General features: G+C 72.0%; 15 protein-coding genes. 10 read left to right on the top strand and 5 right to left on the bottom strand.

The features are described from left to right. Nucleotides 1–43: 43 nt before the first annotated feature. The 10 genes from MLY01S_RS02430 (at nucleotide 44) to secG (ending at nucleotide 10,343) form a co-directional block, all read left to right on the top strand. Complete coding sequence (locus MLY01S_RS02430) at nucleotides 44–718, top strand: lysophospholipid acyltransferase family protein (RefSeq protein ID WP_067188949.1); 675 nt, start codon at nucleotides 44–46, stop codon at nucleotides 716–718. After that, complete coding sequence (uvrC, locus tag MLY01S_RS02435; protein ID WP_082739537.1) at nucleotides 711–2,747, top strand: excinuclease ABC subunit UvrC; 2,037 nt, start codon at nucleotides 711–713, stop codon at nucleotides 2,745–2,747. Before MLY01S_RS02430 ends, uvrC begins: the two co-directional genes overlap by 8 nt. 55 nt (nucleotides 2,748–2,802) lie before the next feature. Continuing rightward, a complete protein-coding gene (gene rapZ / locus MLY01S_RS02440; protein ID WP_067188951.1) occupies nucleotides 2,803–3,735 on the top strand; it encodes an RNase adapter RapZ in 933 nt (310 codons plus the stop codon). Continuing rightward, entirely contained in the window at nucleotides 3,732–4,874 is a 1,143-nt protein-coding gene (locus MLY01S_RS02445; RefSeq protein ID WP_082739538.1) for a gluconeogenesis factor YvcK family protein, read from the top strand. The genes rapZ and MLY01S_RS02445 overlap by 4 nt, the downstream gene beginning before the upstream one ends. Then, nucleotides 4,865–5,872, top strand: a complete 1,008-nt coding sequence (gene whiA, locus MLY01S_RS02450; protein ID WP_067188953.1) for a DNA-binding protein WhiA — start codon at nucleotides 4,865–4,867, stop codon at nucleotides 5,870–5,872. The genes MLY01S_RS02445 and whiA overlap by 10 nt, the downstream gene beginning before the upstream one ends. A gap of 160 nt (nucleotides 5,873–6,032) precedes the next feature. Continuing rightward, entirely contained in the window at nucleotides 6,033–6,659 is a 627-nt protein-coding gene (locus tag MLY01S_RS02455) for a superoxide dismutase (protein ID WP_067188955.1), read from the top strand. Between the two features lie 153 nt (nucleotides 6,660–6,812). Then, nucleotides 6,813–7,820 (top strand): type I glyceraldehyde-3-phosphate dehydrogenase, encoded by a 1,008-nt coding sequence (gene gap / locus MLY01S_RS02460; protein WP_067188957.1) that lies wholly within the window; start codon nucleotides 6,813–6,815, stop codon nucleotides 7,818–7,820. 148 nt (nucleotides 7,821–7,968) lie between these two features. After that, the gene (locus tag MLY01S_RS02465) at nucleotides 7,969–9,213 is read left to right on the top strand and encodes a phosphoglycerate kinase (RefSeq protein WP_067188959.1); all 1,245 of its coding nucleotides are present in this window, start codon (nucleotides 7,969–7,971) and stop codon (nucleotides 9,211–9,213) included. A 3-nt stretch (nucleotides 9,214–9,216) separates the two neighbouring features. Beyond that, complete coding sequence (gene tpiA, locus MLY01S_RS02470) at nucleotides 9,217–10,011, top strand: triose-phosphate isomerase (protein WP_067188961.1); 795 nt, start codon at nucleotides 9,217–9,219, stop codon at nucleotides 10,009–10,011. An 80-nt stretch (nucleotides 10,012–10,091) separates the two neighbouring features. Next, nucleotides 10,092–10,343 (top strand): preprotein translocase subunit SecG, encoded by a 252-nt coding sequence (gene secG / locus MLY01S_RS02475; protein WP_067188963.1) that lies wholly within the window; start codon nucleotides 10,092–10,094, stop codon nucleotides 10,341–10,343. Nucleotides 10,344–10,415: 72 nt separating this feature from the next. Here the strand turns inward: secG and MLY01S_RS02480 are convergent, their stop codons facing one another. The 5 genes from MLY01S_RS02480 to MLY01S_RS02500 all read right to left on the bottom strand — a co-directional run. Beyond that, nucleotides 10,416–11,357: a glucose-6-phosphate dehydrogenase assembly protein OpcA gene (locus MLY01S_RS02480; protein ID WP_067188965.1), complete on the bottom strand. Its 942-nt coding sequence runs from the start codon at nucleotides 11,355–11,357 to the stop codon at nucleotides 10,416–10,418. Then, complete coding sequence (gene zwf, locus MLY01S_RS02485) at nucleotides 11,354–12,931, bottom strand: glucose-6-phosphate dehydrogenase (protein WP_067188967.1); 1,578 nt, start codon at nucleotides 12,929–12,931, stop codon at nucleotides 11,354–11,356. Before zwf ends, MLY01S_RS02480 begins: the two co-directional genes overlap by 4 nt. Continuing rightward, nucleotides 12,921–14,522, bottom strand: coding sequence for a phosphoglucose isomerase-related protein (locus MLY01S_RS02490; protein WP_067188969.1), 1,602 nt, complete (start codon nucleotides 14,520–14,522; stop codon nucleotides 12,921–12,923). Before MLY01S_RS02490 ends, zwf begins: the two co-directional genes overlap by 11 nt. 57 nt (nucleotides 14,523–14,579) lie before the next feature. Beyond that, nucleotides 14,580–15,707, bottom strand: a complete 1,128-nt coding sequence (gene tal / locus MLY01S_RS02495) for a transaldolase (RefSeq protein ID WP_067188971.1) — start codon at nucleotides 15,705–15,707, stop codon at nucleotides 14,580–14,582. 2 nt (nucleotides 15,708–15,709) lie between these two features. Continuing rightward, nucleotides 15,710–16,452: transketolase-like TK C-terminal-containing protein (locus MLY01S_RS02500; protein ID WP_303621054.1), on the bottom strand; the 743-nt coding region annotated here is incomplete at its 5' end.

A 16,452-nucleotide genomic window follows, 5' to 3' on the forward strand; every position in this document is an offset into this window, starting at 1 on the left:
CCGCCCGCCGTCGGGAAGCACCATGACCGGGAGGGACGGCTCGATGGCCACGACGTCGGATCCGCTGCGCCGAAGCGCCGGCCTCGGGATCAGGGCCGTGTGCCGCCCCATCGTGGAGGGGGTGGCGAACGTCCCCGCGGCCGGGCCGTTCATCGTCGCCTCCAACCACCTGTCCTTCCTGGACTCCGTGATCCTGCAGGCGCTGTCCCCTCGCATGGTGCACTTCTTCGCCAAGGCCGAGTACTTCACCGCGCCCGGCCTGAAGGGCAAGGCGATGAAGTGGTTCTTCGAGTCGGTCGGCTCCATCCCCGTCCAGCGCGGTGAGCAGGCGGCCTCCGTGGCCGCCCTCGACTCCCTCGTGGAGCTGCTGGAGACCGGCAGCGGGGTCGGTATCTACCCCGAGGGCACCCGGTCCCGCGACGGCCGCCTCTACCGCGGCCGCACCGGCGTCGGCTGGCTGACCCTGACCACCGGCGCCCCGGTCGTGCCGGTCGGGCTGATCGGCACCGAGCGGCTCCAGGCCCCGGACGACCGCCTCCCGAAGCCGCATCGGTTCACCGTGCGCTTCGGCGAGCCCCTGCACTTCGGCCACCCCGGCCGCCGGCACACCCTGCCGGCGCGCCGCGAGGCCACCGCCGCCGTCATGGACGCGATCGCCGCGCTCACCGGCCAGGAGCGGGTGGACTCGTACAACGCTCCGCCTGCGTCCCGTGGCTGACCCGGCCTCCTACCGTCCCGCCGCCGGCGAGATCCCCACCCGTCCCGGCGTCTACCGCTTCCGGGACCGGGACCGCCGCGTCATCTACGTGGGCAAGGCGAAGAACCTGCGCGCCCGCCTGTCCTCCTACTTCCAGGACCCCGCCCGCCTGGCCACGAAGACCCGCACGATGGTGTTCACCGCTCAGGCCGTGGAGTGGACCGTGGTGGGCTCCGAGGTGGAGGCCATCCAGCTCGAGTACTCCTGGATCAAGGAGTTCCGGCCCCGGTTCAACATCATGTACCGGGACGACAAGTCCTACCCGTACCTGGCGGTCACCATGAACGAGCAGTTCCCACGCGTGCAGGTGATGCGCGGGGACAAGCGCCCGGGCGTGAAGTACTTCGGCCCGTTCCATCCCGCCAAGGCCATCCGCGAGACCGTGGACCTGATGCTGCGCGTGTTCCCCGTGCGCACCTGCTCCGCCGGCGTCTTCCGCCGTGCGCAGGCCCAGGACCGGCCGTGCCTGCTCGGCTACATCGGCAAGTGCTCGGCGCCCTGCGTCGGGCGGATCTCCCCGAGCGAGCACCGGGCGCTGGCCCAGGACTTCTGTGACTTCATGGCCGGGGACGCCGGCCGCTTCATCCGCGAGCTGGAGAAGGCCATGGCCTCCGCCGTGGAGGACCTGCGCTACGAGGACGCCGCCCGGCTGCGGGACGACATCGCCGCCCTGAAGCGCGTGTTCGAGCGCAACGCCGTGGTGCTGGCCGAGAACACCGAGGCGGACATCTACGCGTTCCACTCGGATGAGCTGGAGACCGCCGTCCAGGTGTTCCACGTCCGCCAGGGCCGTATCCGTGGCCAGCGCGGCTGGGTGATGGAACGCGTGGAGGACGTGGACGACGCCGCCATGGTCCAGCAGCTGCTCCAGCAGGTCTACGGCGACGCCGCAGACGAGGACGTCATCCCGCACGAGGTCCTCGTCCCCGTGCTGCCCGAGGAGCCGGAGGAGACGGCCGCCTGGCTGTCCGGCCGCCGCGGCTCCAGGGTCCATATCCGGGTGCCTCGGCGCGGGGACAAGGCCGAGCTGATGGACACCGTCCGTCAGAACGCCGAGATGGCCCTGAGCCTGCACAAGTCCCGGCGCACCGGCGACCTGACGGCGCGCTCGGCTGCGCTGAAGGAGCTGCAGGAGGCGTTGGAGCTGGACGAGCCGCTGCTGCGCATCGAGTGCTACGACATCTCCCACTCCCAGGGCACCAACGTGGTCGGCTCCATGGTGGTCGTCGAGGACGGCCTGCCGAAGAAGTCCGACTATCGCCGCTTCAACGTCACCGGGGAGGCGGCCCGGGACGACACCGCCTCCCTGCGGGATGTGCTCCGCCGCCGCTTCGCGCGGCTCGCCGCCGAGCGTGCCGAGGGGGCCCCGCTCACCGGACAGGTGGAGGAGGGGGACGACGACGGCGCCCGCCGCTTCTCCTATCCGCCCTCCCTGGTCGTGGTCGACGGCGGTCCGCCGCAGGTGGCCGCCGCCGTGGCCGTGCTCGTCGAGCTGGGCCTGGACGACCTTCCCGTGGTGGGCCTGGCCAAGCGGCTCGAGGAGGTCTGGCTGCCGGACGACGAGTTCCCGCTCGTGCTGCCGCGGAGCTCGCAGGGCCTCTACCTGCTGCAGCGGCTGCGCGACGAGTCCCACCGCTTCGCCATCGCCGGCCATCGCAAGCGCCGGTCCAAGGCGATGACCGAGTCAGCCCTGGACGGGGTGCCCGGCCTCGGCCCGGCGAAGCGGGCCGCTCTGATCACCCACTTCGGCTCGGTCGCGAAGGTGCGCCGCGCCGGGGTCGACCGGCTGACCGAGGTCGCCGGCGTCGGCCCGAAGCTGGCCGCGGCGATCGACGCGGCGCTGAACCCGGGGACCGGCGACGCGGCGTTGAACCCGGGGACGGGCCGAGCCGAGGCGGCGGGGTCGTCGTCGGCAGGCGCGGAGGCGGGCGACGCGGACGAGGAGGCGGGTCCGTCGTCGGCAGGCGCGGAGGCGGGCGCCGACGGCTGAGTCCGGAGTGGGCCCCGGGGGAGTGGGCCCTGCGGCGCGCGGATAGAGTGGAGGCATGAGCGAGCAGCCCCTGCCCCCGGCCGCGTCGGAGACGAGCGACTCGTCTCCGGCGGTGGACAAGCCCCAGCATCCCGAGGTCCTCGTCATCACCGGCATGTCCGGCGCCGGGCGGACCACCTCCGCCCATGCGCTGGAGGACCACGGCTGGTACGTGGTGGAGAACCTCCCGCCGCAGCTGCTGCCGACCCTCTCGGCGCTCGTGGCCAAGTCGCCTGAGGCGTTCGCCAGGCTGGCGATCGTGGTGGACGTCCGTTCCCGCACGCATCTGCCGGACATGCGCCAGGCCTTGAACAATCTGCAGAACCAGGGGCTCGAGTACCGCATCCTCTTCCTGGAGGCCGACGACGACGTGCTGGTCCGCCGCTTCGAGGCCGGGCGGCGTCCTCACCCGCTCCAGGGCAACGGCACGCTTCTGGACGGCATCCGCGCCGAGCGTCAGCTGCTGCGGGACCTGCGCTCCCACGCCGACCTCGTCCTGGACACCACCGCGCTCAACGTCCACGGCCTGGCCGGCCAGGTCACCCAGCTCTTCTCGGACGACGGTCCGCTGCGCCTGCGGCTGAACCTCGTCAGCTTCGGCTTCAAGTACGGACTGCCCACGGACGCGAACTTCGTGGCGGACATGCGCTTCATACCGAACCCCCACTGGGTGCCGAAGCTGCGGCCGCACACGGGGCTGGACTCCGCCGTCAGCCGGTACGTGCTCGGCCGTGAGGGCGTCATGGACTTCGTGGAGACCTACGCACGCATGCTGGAGCCCGTCTTCGAAGGGTATCTGCGGGAGAACAAGCACTATGCGACCATCGCCATCGGCTGCACCGGAGGCAAGCACCGCTCGGTGGCCGTCACCGAGGAGCTGGCCCGCCGCCTGCGCTCGCTCGACCAGGTGACGGTGGAGGTCAAGCACCGGGACATGGGGCGCGAATGACCGAGCACCACACCTCCCAGCTGCCCCTGCCCCCTGTTCTCGGGAGTCGCCCCCGCCCCGTGGACGGACAGCCGCCCGCGCCGGCCCGTGGCGTCGGGGAGTCTCGCGGGGCCTCCGGTCCGAACGTCGTCGCCCTCGGCGGCGGTCACGGGCTGTCGGCCTCTCTGCGGGCCCTGCGCCACGTGGCCGGGGACCTGACCGCGGTGGTCACCGTGGCCGACGACGGCGGCTCGTCGGGCACCATCCGCCGCGAGATGGACGTCCTGCCTCCGGGTGACCTGCGCATGGCGCTGGCCGCCCTCTGCGACGACAACGACTGGGGACGCACCTGGGCGGCCGCGATGCAGCACCGATTCCGTGCGACCAAGGTGCCCGCCGAGGAGGCCACGCTCGAGAACCACGCCCTCGGCAACCTGCTGATCGTGGCGCTCTGGGAGCTGCTCGGCGACCCGGTGGACGGTCTGCTCTGGGCCGGAGCGCTGCTCCGGGCCGAGGGACGTGTGCTGCCGGCCTCCCGCACTCCGCTGACCATCGCGGGTACGGTCCTGACCGAGGCGAACGGGTCTCTGCGTCGGCAGCAGGTGGAGGGCCAGGTCGCCCTCGCCGAGGCCGCCCGCACAGGCCAGGTGCTGGGCGTGCGTCTGACCCCGGAGGACGCCGACCCGACCGCTGAGGCCCTGACGGCCATCGCCGAGGCGGATCTCCTGGTGCTGGGACCGGGCTCCCTGTACACCTCGGTGCTGCCCCACCTGCTCATGCCGGCCATGCGGGAGGCGCTCACCGCCTCCGCGGCGAAGAAGGTGTTCGTCACCAACCTGCACACCGGAACACAGGAGACCACCGGCATGACGCATGCGGACCAGCTGCGTGTGATCCGCTCCTATGCGCCGGAGCTCTCGTTCGACGCGATCCTGGCCTGCCCGCGCTCCGTGCGGGATCGCGAGGGCTTCGAGGCCGTGGCCGCCGAGATGGGCGCCCAGACCCTGTTTAGTAAAGTGTCCCGAGGCCGCGACCGGGCCGTCCACGACCCGCTGCTGCTCGCCGTGGCCTTTGAGGAGGCCATGCACCGGATCCGCTGCGCCGGTGACGCCGCCCGACCCGACACGAGCCCTGAAGGAGACGACCCCGCATGGCCCTGACCACCGACCTGAAGGACGAGCTGGCGCGCGTGCCGGTGACGACCACGTCGGAGCGTCGGGCCGAGGTCGCCGCGCTGCTGCGCTTCGCCGGGGGACTGCACATCATCTCTGGCCGCATCGTGGTGGAGGCCGAGCTCGACCACGGTGCTACCGCTCGCCGCCTGCGCCAATTGATCGTCGAGCTGTTCGGCTACGCGACCGAGGTCGTGGTCGTCTCCGGCGGCAACCTGCGCCGCGGCCAGCGCTACGTCATCCGCGTGGTGGAGGACGGCGAGGCACTGGCCCGCCAGACCGGACTGCTCGATCAGCGCGGCCGCCCCGTCCGCGGACTGCCCTCCGCCCTGGTCAACGGGTCCCTCGCGGACACCGCCGCCGTCTGGCGCGGGACCCTGCTCGCCCACGGCTCGCTCACCGAGCCGGGACGCTCCGCCAGCCTCGAGGTCACCTGTCCCGGGTCGGAGGCCGCCCTCGCCCTGGTCGGCGCGGCCCGTCGTCTCGGTGTGGCGGCCAAGGCCCGCGAGGTGCGTCAGGCCGACCGCGTGGTGGTCCGCGACGGCGAGGCCATCGCCTCCCTGCTCGCCCGCGTCGGCGCTGGCCAGACCGCACAGAAGTGGCAGGAGCGCCGCACTCGCAAGGAGGTGCGCGCCACCGCGAACCGCCTCGCCAACTTCGACGACGCCAACCTGCGCCGTTCCGCCCAGGCGGCGGTGGCCGCCGGGGCGCGCGTGCAGCGGGCCCTGGAGATCCTGGGCGAGGACGCGCCGGAGCACCTGCGCTACGCCGGCATGCTGCGCATCCAGCACAAGCAGGCCTCGCTCGACGAGCTGGGCCGGCTCGCCGACCCGCCGATGACCAAGGACGCCATCGCCGGCCGCATCCGCCGCCTGCTCGCCACCGCGGACAAGCGGGCGGCCGAGCAGGGCATCCCGGGCACCGCCGAGGCCGTCGTGCCGGAGCTCGAGGACGTCCTGGACGAGGACACCGCACTTCACGACTGACCGCCTGCCGTTCGCGGTGCGCGGAAGCCGTGCACGCCCGCCGACCGAGGCTGGCGTGCACGGCCGAGGCGTACAAGGATGGAGGCGGAAGGGATGCCGCAGGCGCCCGGGCACGCGTCCCGGACGGCGGCATCGGACCGTACACAACCGAGGAGGACTCATGGCTGAATTCACCCTGCCGGAGCTGGACTACGACTACGCCGCCCTGGAGCCGCACATCTCTGCGCGCATCATGGAGCTGCACCACTCCAAGCACCACGCCACCTACGTGAAGGGTGCCAACACCGCCCTCGAGAAGCTGGCCGCCGCCCGCGAGGCCGAGGACTTCGGCGCGATCAACCAGCTGTCGAAGGACCTCGCCTTCAACCTGGGCGGCCACACCAACCACTCGATCTTCTGGAAGAACCTCTCCCCGGACGGCGGCGACAAGCCGACCGGTGAGCTCGCCGCCGCGATCGACGAGTACTTCGGGTCCTTCGAGAAGTTCCAGGCGCACTTCACCGCCGCGGCCCTCGGCATCCAGGGCTCCGGCTGGGCCGTCCTGGCCTACGAGCCGGTCGGCGGCAACCTGGTCATCGAGCAGTTCTACGACCAGCAGAACGGCGTGCCGGTGGCCACCATCCCGCTGTTCCAGCTGGACATGTGGGAGCACGCCTTCTACCTCGACTACCAGAACGTGAAGGCCGACTACGTCAAGGCCGTCTGGAACATCGTGAACTGGGAGGACGTGCAGGCCCGCTTCGAGGCGGCCCGCAACGGCGCCTCGGGCCTGGTCCTGCCGGCCTGATCCGACGCACCGCTCGCGACCCCGGGGCATGCCACCGCCCCGGGGTCCGGGCGGACCCGCAACCGGCGCCGCCCGCCGGCGCAGCCCCACGTCCGTCCCCACCGTCAACAACCAGCATGCGCCCGTCCGAGGGCGCGAGGAACAGAGGCACGCATGACCAAGATCGCCATCAACGGATTCGGACGCATCGGACGCAACGCCCTCCGCGTCATCCTGGACCGCACTCCCGACCTCGAGCTCGTGGCCATCAACGATCTGGCCGACAATGAGGACCTGTTCTACCTGACCAAGTACGACACCATCCTCGGCACCTTCCCGGGGGAGCTCGAGCTGGCCGACGACGGCCTGGTCGTCAACGGCCGGACCGTCAAGATGTTCGCCGAACCGGACCCGTCTGCGCTGCCGTGGGGCGAGCTGGGGGTCGAGATCGTGATCGACTGCACCGGCATCTTCACCTCCGGCGAGAAGGCCAAGGCCCACCTGGACGCCGGCGCCAAGAAGGTCGTCATCTCCGCCCCGGGCAAGGACGTGGACGGCACCTTCGTCATGGGCGTGAACGAGGACAAGTATGACCCGCAGACCATGCACATCGTCTCCAACGCCTCCTGCACCACCAACTGCCTGGCCCCGATGGTGAAGGTGCTGAACGACGAGTTCGGCATCGTCGACGGCATCATGACCACCATCCACGCCTACACCGGCGACCAGAACCTGCACGACAACGTCCACAAGAAGGACCGCCGCCGTGCCCGCGCCGCCGCGCAGAACATGGTGCCGACCTCCACCGGTGCAGCCAAGGCGATCGGCGCGGTCATCCCGGAGCTCGAGGGCAAGCTGGACGGCTTCGCCATGCGCGTGCCGACCATCACCGGCTCCGCCACCGACCTCACCGTCGAGCTGACCCGCCACGTGGACGTCGACGAGGTCAACGCCGCCTTCAAGAAGGCCGCCGAGAGCGAGAAGATGAAGGGCCGCCTGGTGTACTCCGAGGACCCGATCGTCTCCTCGGACATCGTCACCACCGAGGCCGCCTGCACCTTCGACGCCCCGCTGACCAAGTCGATCGGCCAGACCGTCAAGATCATCGGCTGGTACGACAACGAGTACGGCTACACCTGCCAGCTGCTCGACCTCACCTCGCACATCGCCGCCACCCTCTGAGCGCGGCAGTGACAGCCACGGCCCGCACCGACCGCACGTCGGTGCGGGCCGTTGCCTAGACTCGACCTGACGGCACCGTCGCCGACGAGCGCGCGTGTGCCCCCTCACGACCCCATCCCGGTTCCCGTCGCGCCAAGGAGGACGCCCGATGACCGCCCAGACCCTGAACGACCTGCTCTCCGCGGGAGTGCGCGGACGCACCGTGCTCATCCGGTCCGATCTGAACGTGCCGCTGGACGGCTCGACCGTCACCGACGACGGCCGCATCCGTGCGTCCCTGCCGGCCATCAAGGAGCTCGCCGACGCCGGCGCCAAGGTGATCGTCATGGCCCACCTCGGCCGCCCCAAGGGCGAGCCGGATCCGACGTTCTCCCTCGCCCCGGTGGCCGCCCGCATGAGCGAGCTGCTCCGCGCCGAGGTCGCCCTGGCCGACGACGTCACGGGCTCCTCCGCCCGGCAGAAGGCCGCAGCCCTGGCCGAGGGCGAGGTCCTCTTGGTGGAGAACGTGCGCTTCGACGCCCGCGAGACCTCCAAGGATGCAGCCGAGCGGCAGGAGCTCGCGAAGGAGATGGCCGCCCTCGCCGGCGCGGACGGCGCCTACGTGGGCGACGCCTTCGGCGCCGTGCACCGAGCCCACGCCTCCGTGGCGGACATCGCCTCCCTGCTGCCGGCCTACCAGGGCCCGCTCGTGGCGACCGAGCTGGAGGTCCTCACCCGTCTCACCGAGTCCCCGGAGCGCCCGTACGTGGTGGTCCTGGGCGGGTCGAAGGTGTCGGACAAGCTCGCCGTGATCGACAACCTGCTGGAGAAGGCGGACACCCTGCTCATCGGGGGCGGGATGCTCTTCACCTTCCTCAAGGCCCAGGGGCATGAGGTCGGCTCCTCCCTGCTCGAGGAGGACCAGCTGGACACCGTCAAGGGCTACCTGGAGCGCTCCGGCAAGGGCGCGGCCACCATCGTGCTGCCCACCGACATCGTGATGGCCTCCGGCTTCGCCAAGGACGCCGAGCACGAGGTCCTCCCGGTGGACGCCCTGGCCTCCGGGACTCACGGCGACAAGGCCATGGGCCTGGACATCGGCCCCGCGACCGCCCAGGCCTATGCCGCCGAGGTCGCCGGCGCCAAGACCGTGTTCTGGAACGGTCCGATGGGCGTGTTCGAGTTCCCGGCCTTCGCCGAGGGCACCCGCGCCGTGGCCCAGGGTCTCACCGAGGCCACGGCGGCCGGCGGCCTGTCCGTGGTCGGCGGCGGCGACTCGGCCGCGGCCGTGCGCACCCTGGGCTTCGAGGACGGCCAGTTCGGCCACATCTCCACCGGCGGCGGCGCCTCCCTGGAGTACCTCGAGGGCAAGGAGCTGCCGGGCGTGTCGGCCCTGTCCGGCGGGAAGGCCTGAGCCATGGCAGAGCAGACTGCGCGCATCCCGCTGATCGCGGGCAACTGGAAGATGAACCTGGACCACATGCAGGCCGTGGACCTCGTCCAGAAGGTCGCCTGGGGCCTGAAGGACGCCGGCCACGACCAGGACCGGGTGGAGGTGGCGGTCTTCCCGCCGTTCACCGACCTGCGCAGCGTCCAGACCCTCGTCAAGGGCGACCGCCTCGAGCTCGCCTACGGCGGCCAGGACCTGTCCCCGCACGCCTCCGGCGCCTACACCGGCGACGTCTCCGGCGCCTTCCTCGCCAGGCTGGACTGCACCTACGTGATCGTGGGGCACTCGGAGCGACGCGAGATCCACGCTGAGGACGACGCCGTGGTGGCCTCCAAGGTGGCCGCCGCGCTCGAGCACGGCCTGGTGCCGGTGCTCTGCGTCGGCGAGGGCCTGGAGGTCCGCCAGGCAGGCCGGCGCGTGGACCACACCGTGGCCCAGCTGACGGCGGCCCTGGACGGGCTGTCCGCCGAGCAGATCGGCCGGGTCGTGGTGGCCTACGAGCCGGTGTGGGCCATCGGCACCGGCGAGGTCGCCGGCGCCGACGACGCCCAGCAGATGTGCGCCGCCCTGCGTGCCGAGCTCGAGCGCCTCGCCGGGGAGGAGACCGCCGCGTCGGTCCGCATCCTCTACGGCGGCTCCGTCAAGGCGGCCTCCGCGCCCGAGCTGCTCGCGCAGCCGGACGTGGACGGCGCGCTGGTCGGCGGTGCCAGCCTCGACGCGGACGAGTTTGTTAGGATCGTCCAGTTCGACTCCGCCTTCTGAGCAGGCGGGATTCCCGAGCCGAGAACATCACGGCGCAGGGGCCGGATGTGGTCCCTCCGCCCTCTCACGAGGAGTGATCCGTGGACATCCTGATGGTGATCCTGCAGGTCCTGGTGGCGCTGTCCAGCGTCCTGCTGATCCTGCTGGTGCTGCTGCACAAGGGCCGCGGCGGCGGCGTCTCCGACATGTTCGGCGGCGGTGTGTCCTCCTCGATGTCCGCCTCGGGGGCCTCGCAGAAGCTGCTGGCGCGCGTCACCGTGACGACCGCGGTGCTCTGGGCGGTGATGATCGTCCTGATCGGACTAATCGCCCGCCTCAACGTGGAGTTCTGACCGAAGGACCTCGACGACGGCCCCCTCCGTGCCCGGCGCTCTCGCCGCGCACGGAGGGGGCCTTCGCGTCTGTCAGCGCTCACTGGCCTGCACAGCCTCCAGATCGGTCCGGGGCAGGCCTTCCGAGAGGACCCGGCCCAGGATCTCGTCCGGGTCCAGGCGGCGTAGCTCCTCGGCCAGGCAGTCCTGGTCGGTGCGGCGGGGCAGAGAGATGCGCTGCACGGGACGGCCGGCCTGGTAGAGCCTGGCCACCGCGGACTGTGAACGCGAGAGCACGATGTCACCGCGGTGGCGGCGCAGGCGGACGGCGCGGATGCCGTGGCCGCGCTTCGTGTGGGCGATGGTCACCGGGACCCGCAGCGCCTGGGTGAGCCAGGCGGCCAGCAGCAGCGTCGAGGGGGAGTCCGGGGCGCCGTCCACGGTGACTGACCGGATCTCGCGCGGATCCTGGTCGTCCAGGATCGCGGCGAGCTGGTTCCGCCACAGGGTGAGGCGGGTCCACGCCAGGTCGGTGTCCCCGGCCCGATGGCCGTCTCGGCGGGCCCAGAGGGCGCGTTCGGCATAGGGGGACGCGGCGGTGTCCGTGATGCGGCGGTGCGCCAGCCGGCCCAGCGGGGTCTCGGAGGGCACGTGCGGAGCGACCCCCGGCCACCAGACCACGATCGGCGCGTCCGGCAGCAGCAGGGCGGAGACGAGGGCCTCGGTCGGCTCTGCATTGGCGCCGTGGCACGCCAGCACCACCACGTCCGAGGCGCCGGCGTCCCCGCCGACGCGGATCTCGGCGTCGAGCCGGTTCTGCGCGGTGCGGTCGCCGAGGGCCAGCACGATGATGCGGCAGGGGTGTTCGAGGGACGCGGCGTTCGCGGCATCGAGCGCCTTCTCCACGCCGTCGAGATCCGTGCTGATCACGAGGGTCAGCACGCGGCCGAGGGTGACCACCCCGCCGGCCTCGCGCAGCCGGGTGATGCGCTTGGCCACCTCCGAGGTGGTGGTGTCCTCCATGCGGATCTTCACGGGCGCCTCCATTGCCGGCCGTCGCGGATGAGCAGGTCGTGTGCCGAGGGCGGCCCCCAGGATCCGGGGTCGTAGGGCTCGGGCTGGCCGGGCATCGATTCCCAGTGCTTCACGAAGGGGTCCACGATGCGCCAGGACAGCTCCACCTCGGCCTGGCGGGGGAACAGCGGCGGTTCGCCCAGCAGGACGTCCAGGATCAGCCGCTCGTAGGCTTCCGGCGAGTCCTCGGTGAAGGCGTGGCCGTAGCCGAAGTCCATGGTCACGTCACGGACCTCGGACTGGGTGCCGGGCACCTTGGAGGCGAATCGCAGGGTCACGCCCTCGTCCGGCTGCACGCGGATCACCACGACGTTCTGGCCGAACTCCTCGCCCGGTCGCACGGGGAACAGCAGGTGCGGAGGCCGCTTGAAGACCACGGCGATCTCGGTGACGCGGCGCCCCAGGCGTTTGCCGGCGCGCAGGTAGAACGGCACGCCCTGCCAGCGGCGGGTCCGGATGCCGACCTTGAGGGCGGCGTAGGTCTCGGTGGTCGATGCGGGGTTGAAGCCCTCCTCGTCCAGGAAGCCGGTGACCTGCTCGCCGCCCTGCCAGCCGGAGGTGTACTGGCCGCGTGCCGAGGCGGCCTCGATCTCCCGCGGATCGGAGGGCACCTCGACCGCGGCGAGGATTTTCTCCTTCTCGGCCCGCAGGTGGTCCGCGTCGAAGGAGAGGGGCTCCTCCATGGCGGTCAGGGCGAGCAGCTGCAGCAGATGGTTCTGGATGACGTCGCGGGCGGCGCCTACGCCGTCGTAGTAGGAGGCGCGGCCGCCGATGCCGATGTCCTCGGCCATGGTGATCTGTACGTGGTCCACGTGCTCGGCGGACCAGAGCGGCTCGAAGATCCGGTTCGCGAAGCGGAAGGCGAGGATGTTCTGGACCGTCTCCTTGCCGAGGTAGTGGTCGATGCGGAACACCGACTCGGGTGGGAACACGCGCTCGATGACCTTGTTCAGTTCGCGGGCGCTGTCCAGGTCATGGCCGAAGGGCTTCTCGATCACCACGCGTCGCCAGGCGGCGTCCCGGTCCCCGGAGTCCTCTGCCAGGCCGACCTCCGCCAGCTGGCGGCAGACCTCCTCGAACCAGCTCGGAGGGATGGAGAGGTAGAACGCCGTGTTGGCCCGGGTGCCGCGCGAGGACTCCAGCTCCGTCAGGACCTCCACGAGCCGCTCGTAGGCCGCGTCGTCGTCGAAGGCCCCGGCGATGAATCGCAGGCCGCCGGAGAACTGCTGCCAGACGGTCTCGTTGAACGGCGTGCGGGCCCCGGCCTCCACGGCGGCGCGCACGTACTCGGCGAACTCGGCGTCGGACCACTCACGGCGGCCGAAGCCGACCAGCGAGAACCCCGGGGGCAGCAGGCCCCGGCCGGCGAGGTCGTACATCGCCGGGAGCAGCTTCTTGCGGGCCAGGTCGCCCGTGACGCCGAAGAGCACGAGGGACGACGGACCCGCGATGCGGGTCAGCCGGCGGTCCAGCGGGTCGCGGAGCGGGTTGGACACGGTGGCCCAGCGCTGCGCGCGGGAGGGCTCAGAGCGCATCTGCGGCGGCGCGCAGGGCGGCGATGCCCGCGGTGCGGTCGGTCAGGTGCAGGCGGACCACCGGCAGGCCGTGGTCGGCGAGCACGGCGGCGTCGCCCGAGGCCTGGGCGGCGATGAGACGGCCGAGGGTGAACGGACGCTCCGGGACGTCGAGGTCTGCGGCGGCATCGGCGGTCAGCTGGAGCACCACGGCGTTCGGCCTGCCGCCCTTGTGCAGCTGGCCGGTTGAATGGAGGAAGCGGGGGCCCCAGCCGAAGGTGACCGGACGGCCGGAGGCCTGCGCCAGGACCGGGCGCAGGGCCTCCAGATCGGCGTCGGCGTGGCGGTCCATGTAGGCCTGGACGGTCAGGTAGCCGTCCTCGGGCAGCTGGGTCAGGGTGGAGCGAAGGACGTCGGTGAGCGATCCGGCGTCGGCGTCGGCGGGCAGGCCGGAGACGGCGATGCCCTCCACCTCGTCGCCGCGCTCCTCGGCGACGACGGGGGAGTCCAGCAGCTCACGGGCGGCGGCCTTGGCGGCCTCCACGTCCGGCTGGTCGAACGGGTTGATGCCCAGCAGTCGGCCGGCGACGGCGGTGGCCACCTCGAAGACGAGCAGCAGGGCGCCGAGCGAGCCGGAGACGACCACGCCGTGGGCCGGGGCGGCGACGCCGTCCAGGTCTCCGGCGAGGACCACCTGGAGCAGGTCCGCGGCGTCCGACGAGGTCTCAGGGGCGCCGTCGTCGACGACGACCGGCACCAGGCCCACGCCCTGCTTGCCCGTGGACTCGGCGATGAGCTGCTCGGCCCAGTCGCCGAAGCCGACGATGCCCGAAGCGGCGTCCGAGACGATCAGCTTGTCCCTCAGCGGCAGGGTGCCGCCGAGCGCGGCGCCGAGCTGCAGGCCCGGGTTGTCCGCGTCGTCCTCGGTGAGCAGGTCGAGCACGGATTCGGCGTCGTCGAGCAGGGTCTCGACGTCCACCCCGGCGAGCCCGGCCGGGACGAGGCCGAAGGCGGTGAGCGCGGAGTAGCGTCCGCCGACGGTCGGATCGGCCGTGAAGACAGCCCGGTAGCCGGCCTCCACGGCGGTCTGCTCGAGCGGCGAGCCCGGGTCGGTGACCACGACGATCCGGGAGGCCGCGTCGATTCCCGCGGCGGTGAACGCCTCGGCCATGATGCGGCGCTGGGAGTCGGTCTCCACTGTGGAGCCGGACTTGGAGGAGACCACCAGGACGGTGCGGTCCAGGTCGGTCAGTGCCGCGCGCACCTGGTCCGGGTCGGTGGAGTCCAGCACGGTGAGCTCCTTGCCGGCGGTGCCGGCGATGACCTCCGGGGCCAGGGACGAGCCGCCCATGCCGGCGAGGACGACCCGGTCCACGCCCTCGCCGCGCAGCGTCTCCGCCAGCTCGGAGATCTGCGGCAGCAGCGGACGGGAACGGGCGACCGCATCGATCCAGCCCAGACGCTTCGAGGACTCCTCCTCGGCGGCCGGCCCCCAGAGCGTCGGGTCCTCTGCGGCGAGGCGGGAGGCGAAGCGCTCCTCGACGAGGGTGGGGACGTGGCGGTCGACGGCGTCGAGTGCGGCGCCGGTGGCGCTCAGTCCGAGGGTGCTCATGGCGTGCTCCTTCTGGTTGCGCGGTGCGCGTGGCGAGTCGGTGCGGGCGGTGGGCGGTCAGCGGGTGCGGCGGGAGGCCAGGCCCTCGGACACGGAGTCCAGGAGCTGTTCCCAGGCGGTCTCGAACTTCTCCAGGCCCTCGGCCTCGAGGACGTCCACGACCTCACGATAGGAGACCCCGGCGTGGCCGATCGCGTCGAGGTGGGCGTCGGCGTCGGCATAGCCGCCGGGGATGACCGCCGGAACGATCTCACCGTGGTCGGCGAGGGCCTCCAGGGTGGCCGCGGGCATGGTGTTCACGCAGCGCTCGGCGACGAGCTCGGTGACGTAGAGCGTGTCCGGCAGCGCGGGGTCCTTCACACCGGTCGAGGCCCAGAGCGGGCGCTGCACCGGGGCGCCGGCGGCCTCGAGGAGGCGCCAGCGCTCGGTCTGCAGGGACTCGTCGAAGATGCGGTAGGCCAGGCGGGCGTTCGCCACCCCGGCCCCGCCCTTGAGCCGCACGGCGTCGCCGCCGATCTGCTCGAGGCGGCGGTCCACCTCCGTGTCCACGCGGGAGACGAAGAACGAGGCCACCGAGTGGATCTGGGACAGGTCCCGGCCCCGGGAGCGCGCCTGCTCGAGTCCTGACATCCAGGCGTTGACGACCTCTCGGTAGCGCGGCAGCGAGAAGATCAGCGTGACGTTGACGCTGATGCCCTCGGCCAGCACGGCGGTGACGGCCGGCAGACCCTCCACGGTCGCGGGGATCTTGATCATGACGTTCTGGCGCCCGATCCTCTCGGCGAGCTCGCGCGCCTGGCGGATGGTGCCGGAGGTGTCCCGGGCCAGCCGGGGGTCGACTTCGATGGACACGAAGCCGTCAGCCCCGTCCGTGGCGGCGTGGACGGGCGCGAGCACCTCGGCGGCGCCGGCCACGTCCCGGGTCGTCAGGGCGGTGACGGCGGCGTCCACGTCCGCTCCGGCCGCGGCGAGCTCGTCCAGCTGCGCGGCGTAGACGTCGGCGTCCTCGAGGGCCTTCTGGAAGATCGCCGGGTTGGTGGTCACGCCGGTCACCGACCGGGTCGCCACCAGGTCCGCCAGCGAGCCGTCCACAAGGCGGGCGCGGGACAGATCGTCCAGCCAGACGGAGACGCCCGCGGCCGCGAGGGCCGCGGTGTTCGGGTTCTGTGCTGCCTGCTCGACCATGCTCAGGACTCCTTCCGCTCCGCCAGCAGGTCCTGCGCGACGGAGACGATGTTCTCGGCGGTGAAGCCGTACTTCTCGAAGAGGCGCTCTCCGGAGGCGGACTCGCCGTAGTGCTCGAGGCTGATCCTGGCGCCTGCGGAGCCCGCGGTGACGGTGTGCTCGAACCAGGGCTGGGCCACGCCGGCCTCGACGGACACGCGCACGGGGGCGTCCGGGCCGTCCGGCAGCACGGCGGCGCGGTACTCCACGTCCTGCTCGGCGAACCACTCCAGGCACGGTGCGGACACCACGCGCGTGGGGACGCCGGCGGCCTGCAGCTGTTCGCGGGCCGCAACGGCGAGCTTCACCTCGGAGCCGGTGGCGATCAGCAGGACCCGGGCGTCGGCGGCGTTGCCCTCGGCGTCGGCGCCGTCCACGAGCACGTAGGCGCCGCGAGCGACCTCGGAGGCCTCCGCGAATCCGTCGCCGCGGGGCAGGACCGGCAGGCTCTGACGGGAGAGGACGAGGCCGGCGGGACGATCCGGACGGTTCAGCACCGTGTGCCAGGCCCAGGCGGTCTCGTTCGCGTCCGCCGGGCGGACGACGTCCAGGTTCGGGATGGCCCGGAGGGAGGCGAGGTGTTCGACCGGCTGGTGGGTGGGTCCGTCCTCGCCCAGGCCGATGGAGTCATGGGTCCACACGAAGACGGAGCCGACGCCCATCAGGGCCGCCAGGCGCACCGCGGGGCGCTGATAGTCGGAGAAGG

Origin of the sequence: Micrococcus lylae NBRC 15355 (assembly GCF_001570885.1) — a bacterium.
Classification (GTDB): domain Bacteria; phylum Actinomycetota; class Actinomycetes; order Actinomycetales; family Micrococcaceae; genus Micrococcus; species Micrococcus lylae.

Excerpts from the sequence above, each read along its gene's own strand:
- MLY01S_RS02430 (WP_067188949.1), top strand. The coding sequence starts at position 44 with ATGGCCACGACGTCGGATCCGCTGCGCCGAAGCGCCGGCCTCGGGATC.
- rapZ (WP_067188951.1), top strand. The coding sequence starts at position 2,803 with ATGAGCGAGCAGCCCCTGCCCCCGGCCGCGTCGGAGACGAGCGACTCG.
- MLY01S_RS02445 (WP_082739538.1), top strand. The coding sequence starts at position 3,732 with ATGACCGAGCACCACACCTCCCAGCTGCCCCTGCCCCCTGTTCTCGGG.
- whiA (WP_067188953.1), top strand. The coding sequence starts at position 4,865 with ATGGCCCTGACCACCGACCTGAAGGACGAGCTGGCGCGCGTGCCGGTG.
- MLY01S_RS02455 (WP_067188955.1), top strand. The coding sequence starts at position 6,033 with ATGGCTGAATTCACCCTGCCGGAGCTGGACTACGACTACGCCGCCCTG.
- gap (WP_067188957.1), top strand. The coding sequence starts at position 6,813 with ATGACCAAGATCGCCATCAACGGATTCGGACGCATCGGACGCAACGCC.
- MLY01S_RS02465 (WP_067188959.1), top strand. The coding sequence starts at position 7,969 with ATGACCGCCCAGACCCTGAACGACCTGCTCTCCGCGGGAGTGCGCGGA.
- tpiA (WP_067188961.1), top strand. The coding sequence starts at position 9,217 with ATGGCAGAGCAGACTGCGCGCATCCCGCTGATCGCGGGCAACTGGAAG.
- zwf (WP_067188967.1), bottom strand. The coding sequence starts at position 12,931 with ATGCGCTCTGAGCCCTCCCGCGCGCAGCGCTGGGCCACCGTGTCCAAC.
- MLY01S_RS02490 (WP_067188969.1), bottom strand. The coding sequence starts at position 14,522 with ATGAGCACCCTCGGACTGAGCGCCACCGGCGCCGCACTCGACGCCGTC.
- tal (WP_067188971.1), bottom strand. The coding sequence starts at position 15,707 with ATGGTCGAGCAGGCAGCACAGAACCCGAACACCGCGGCCCTCGCGGCC.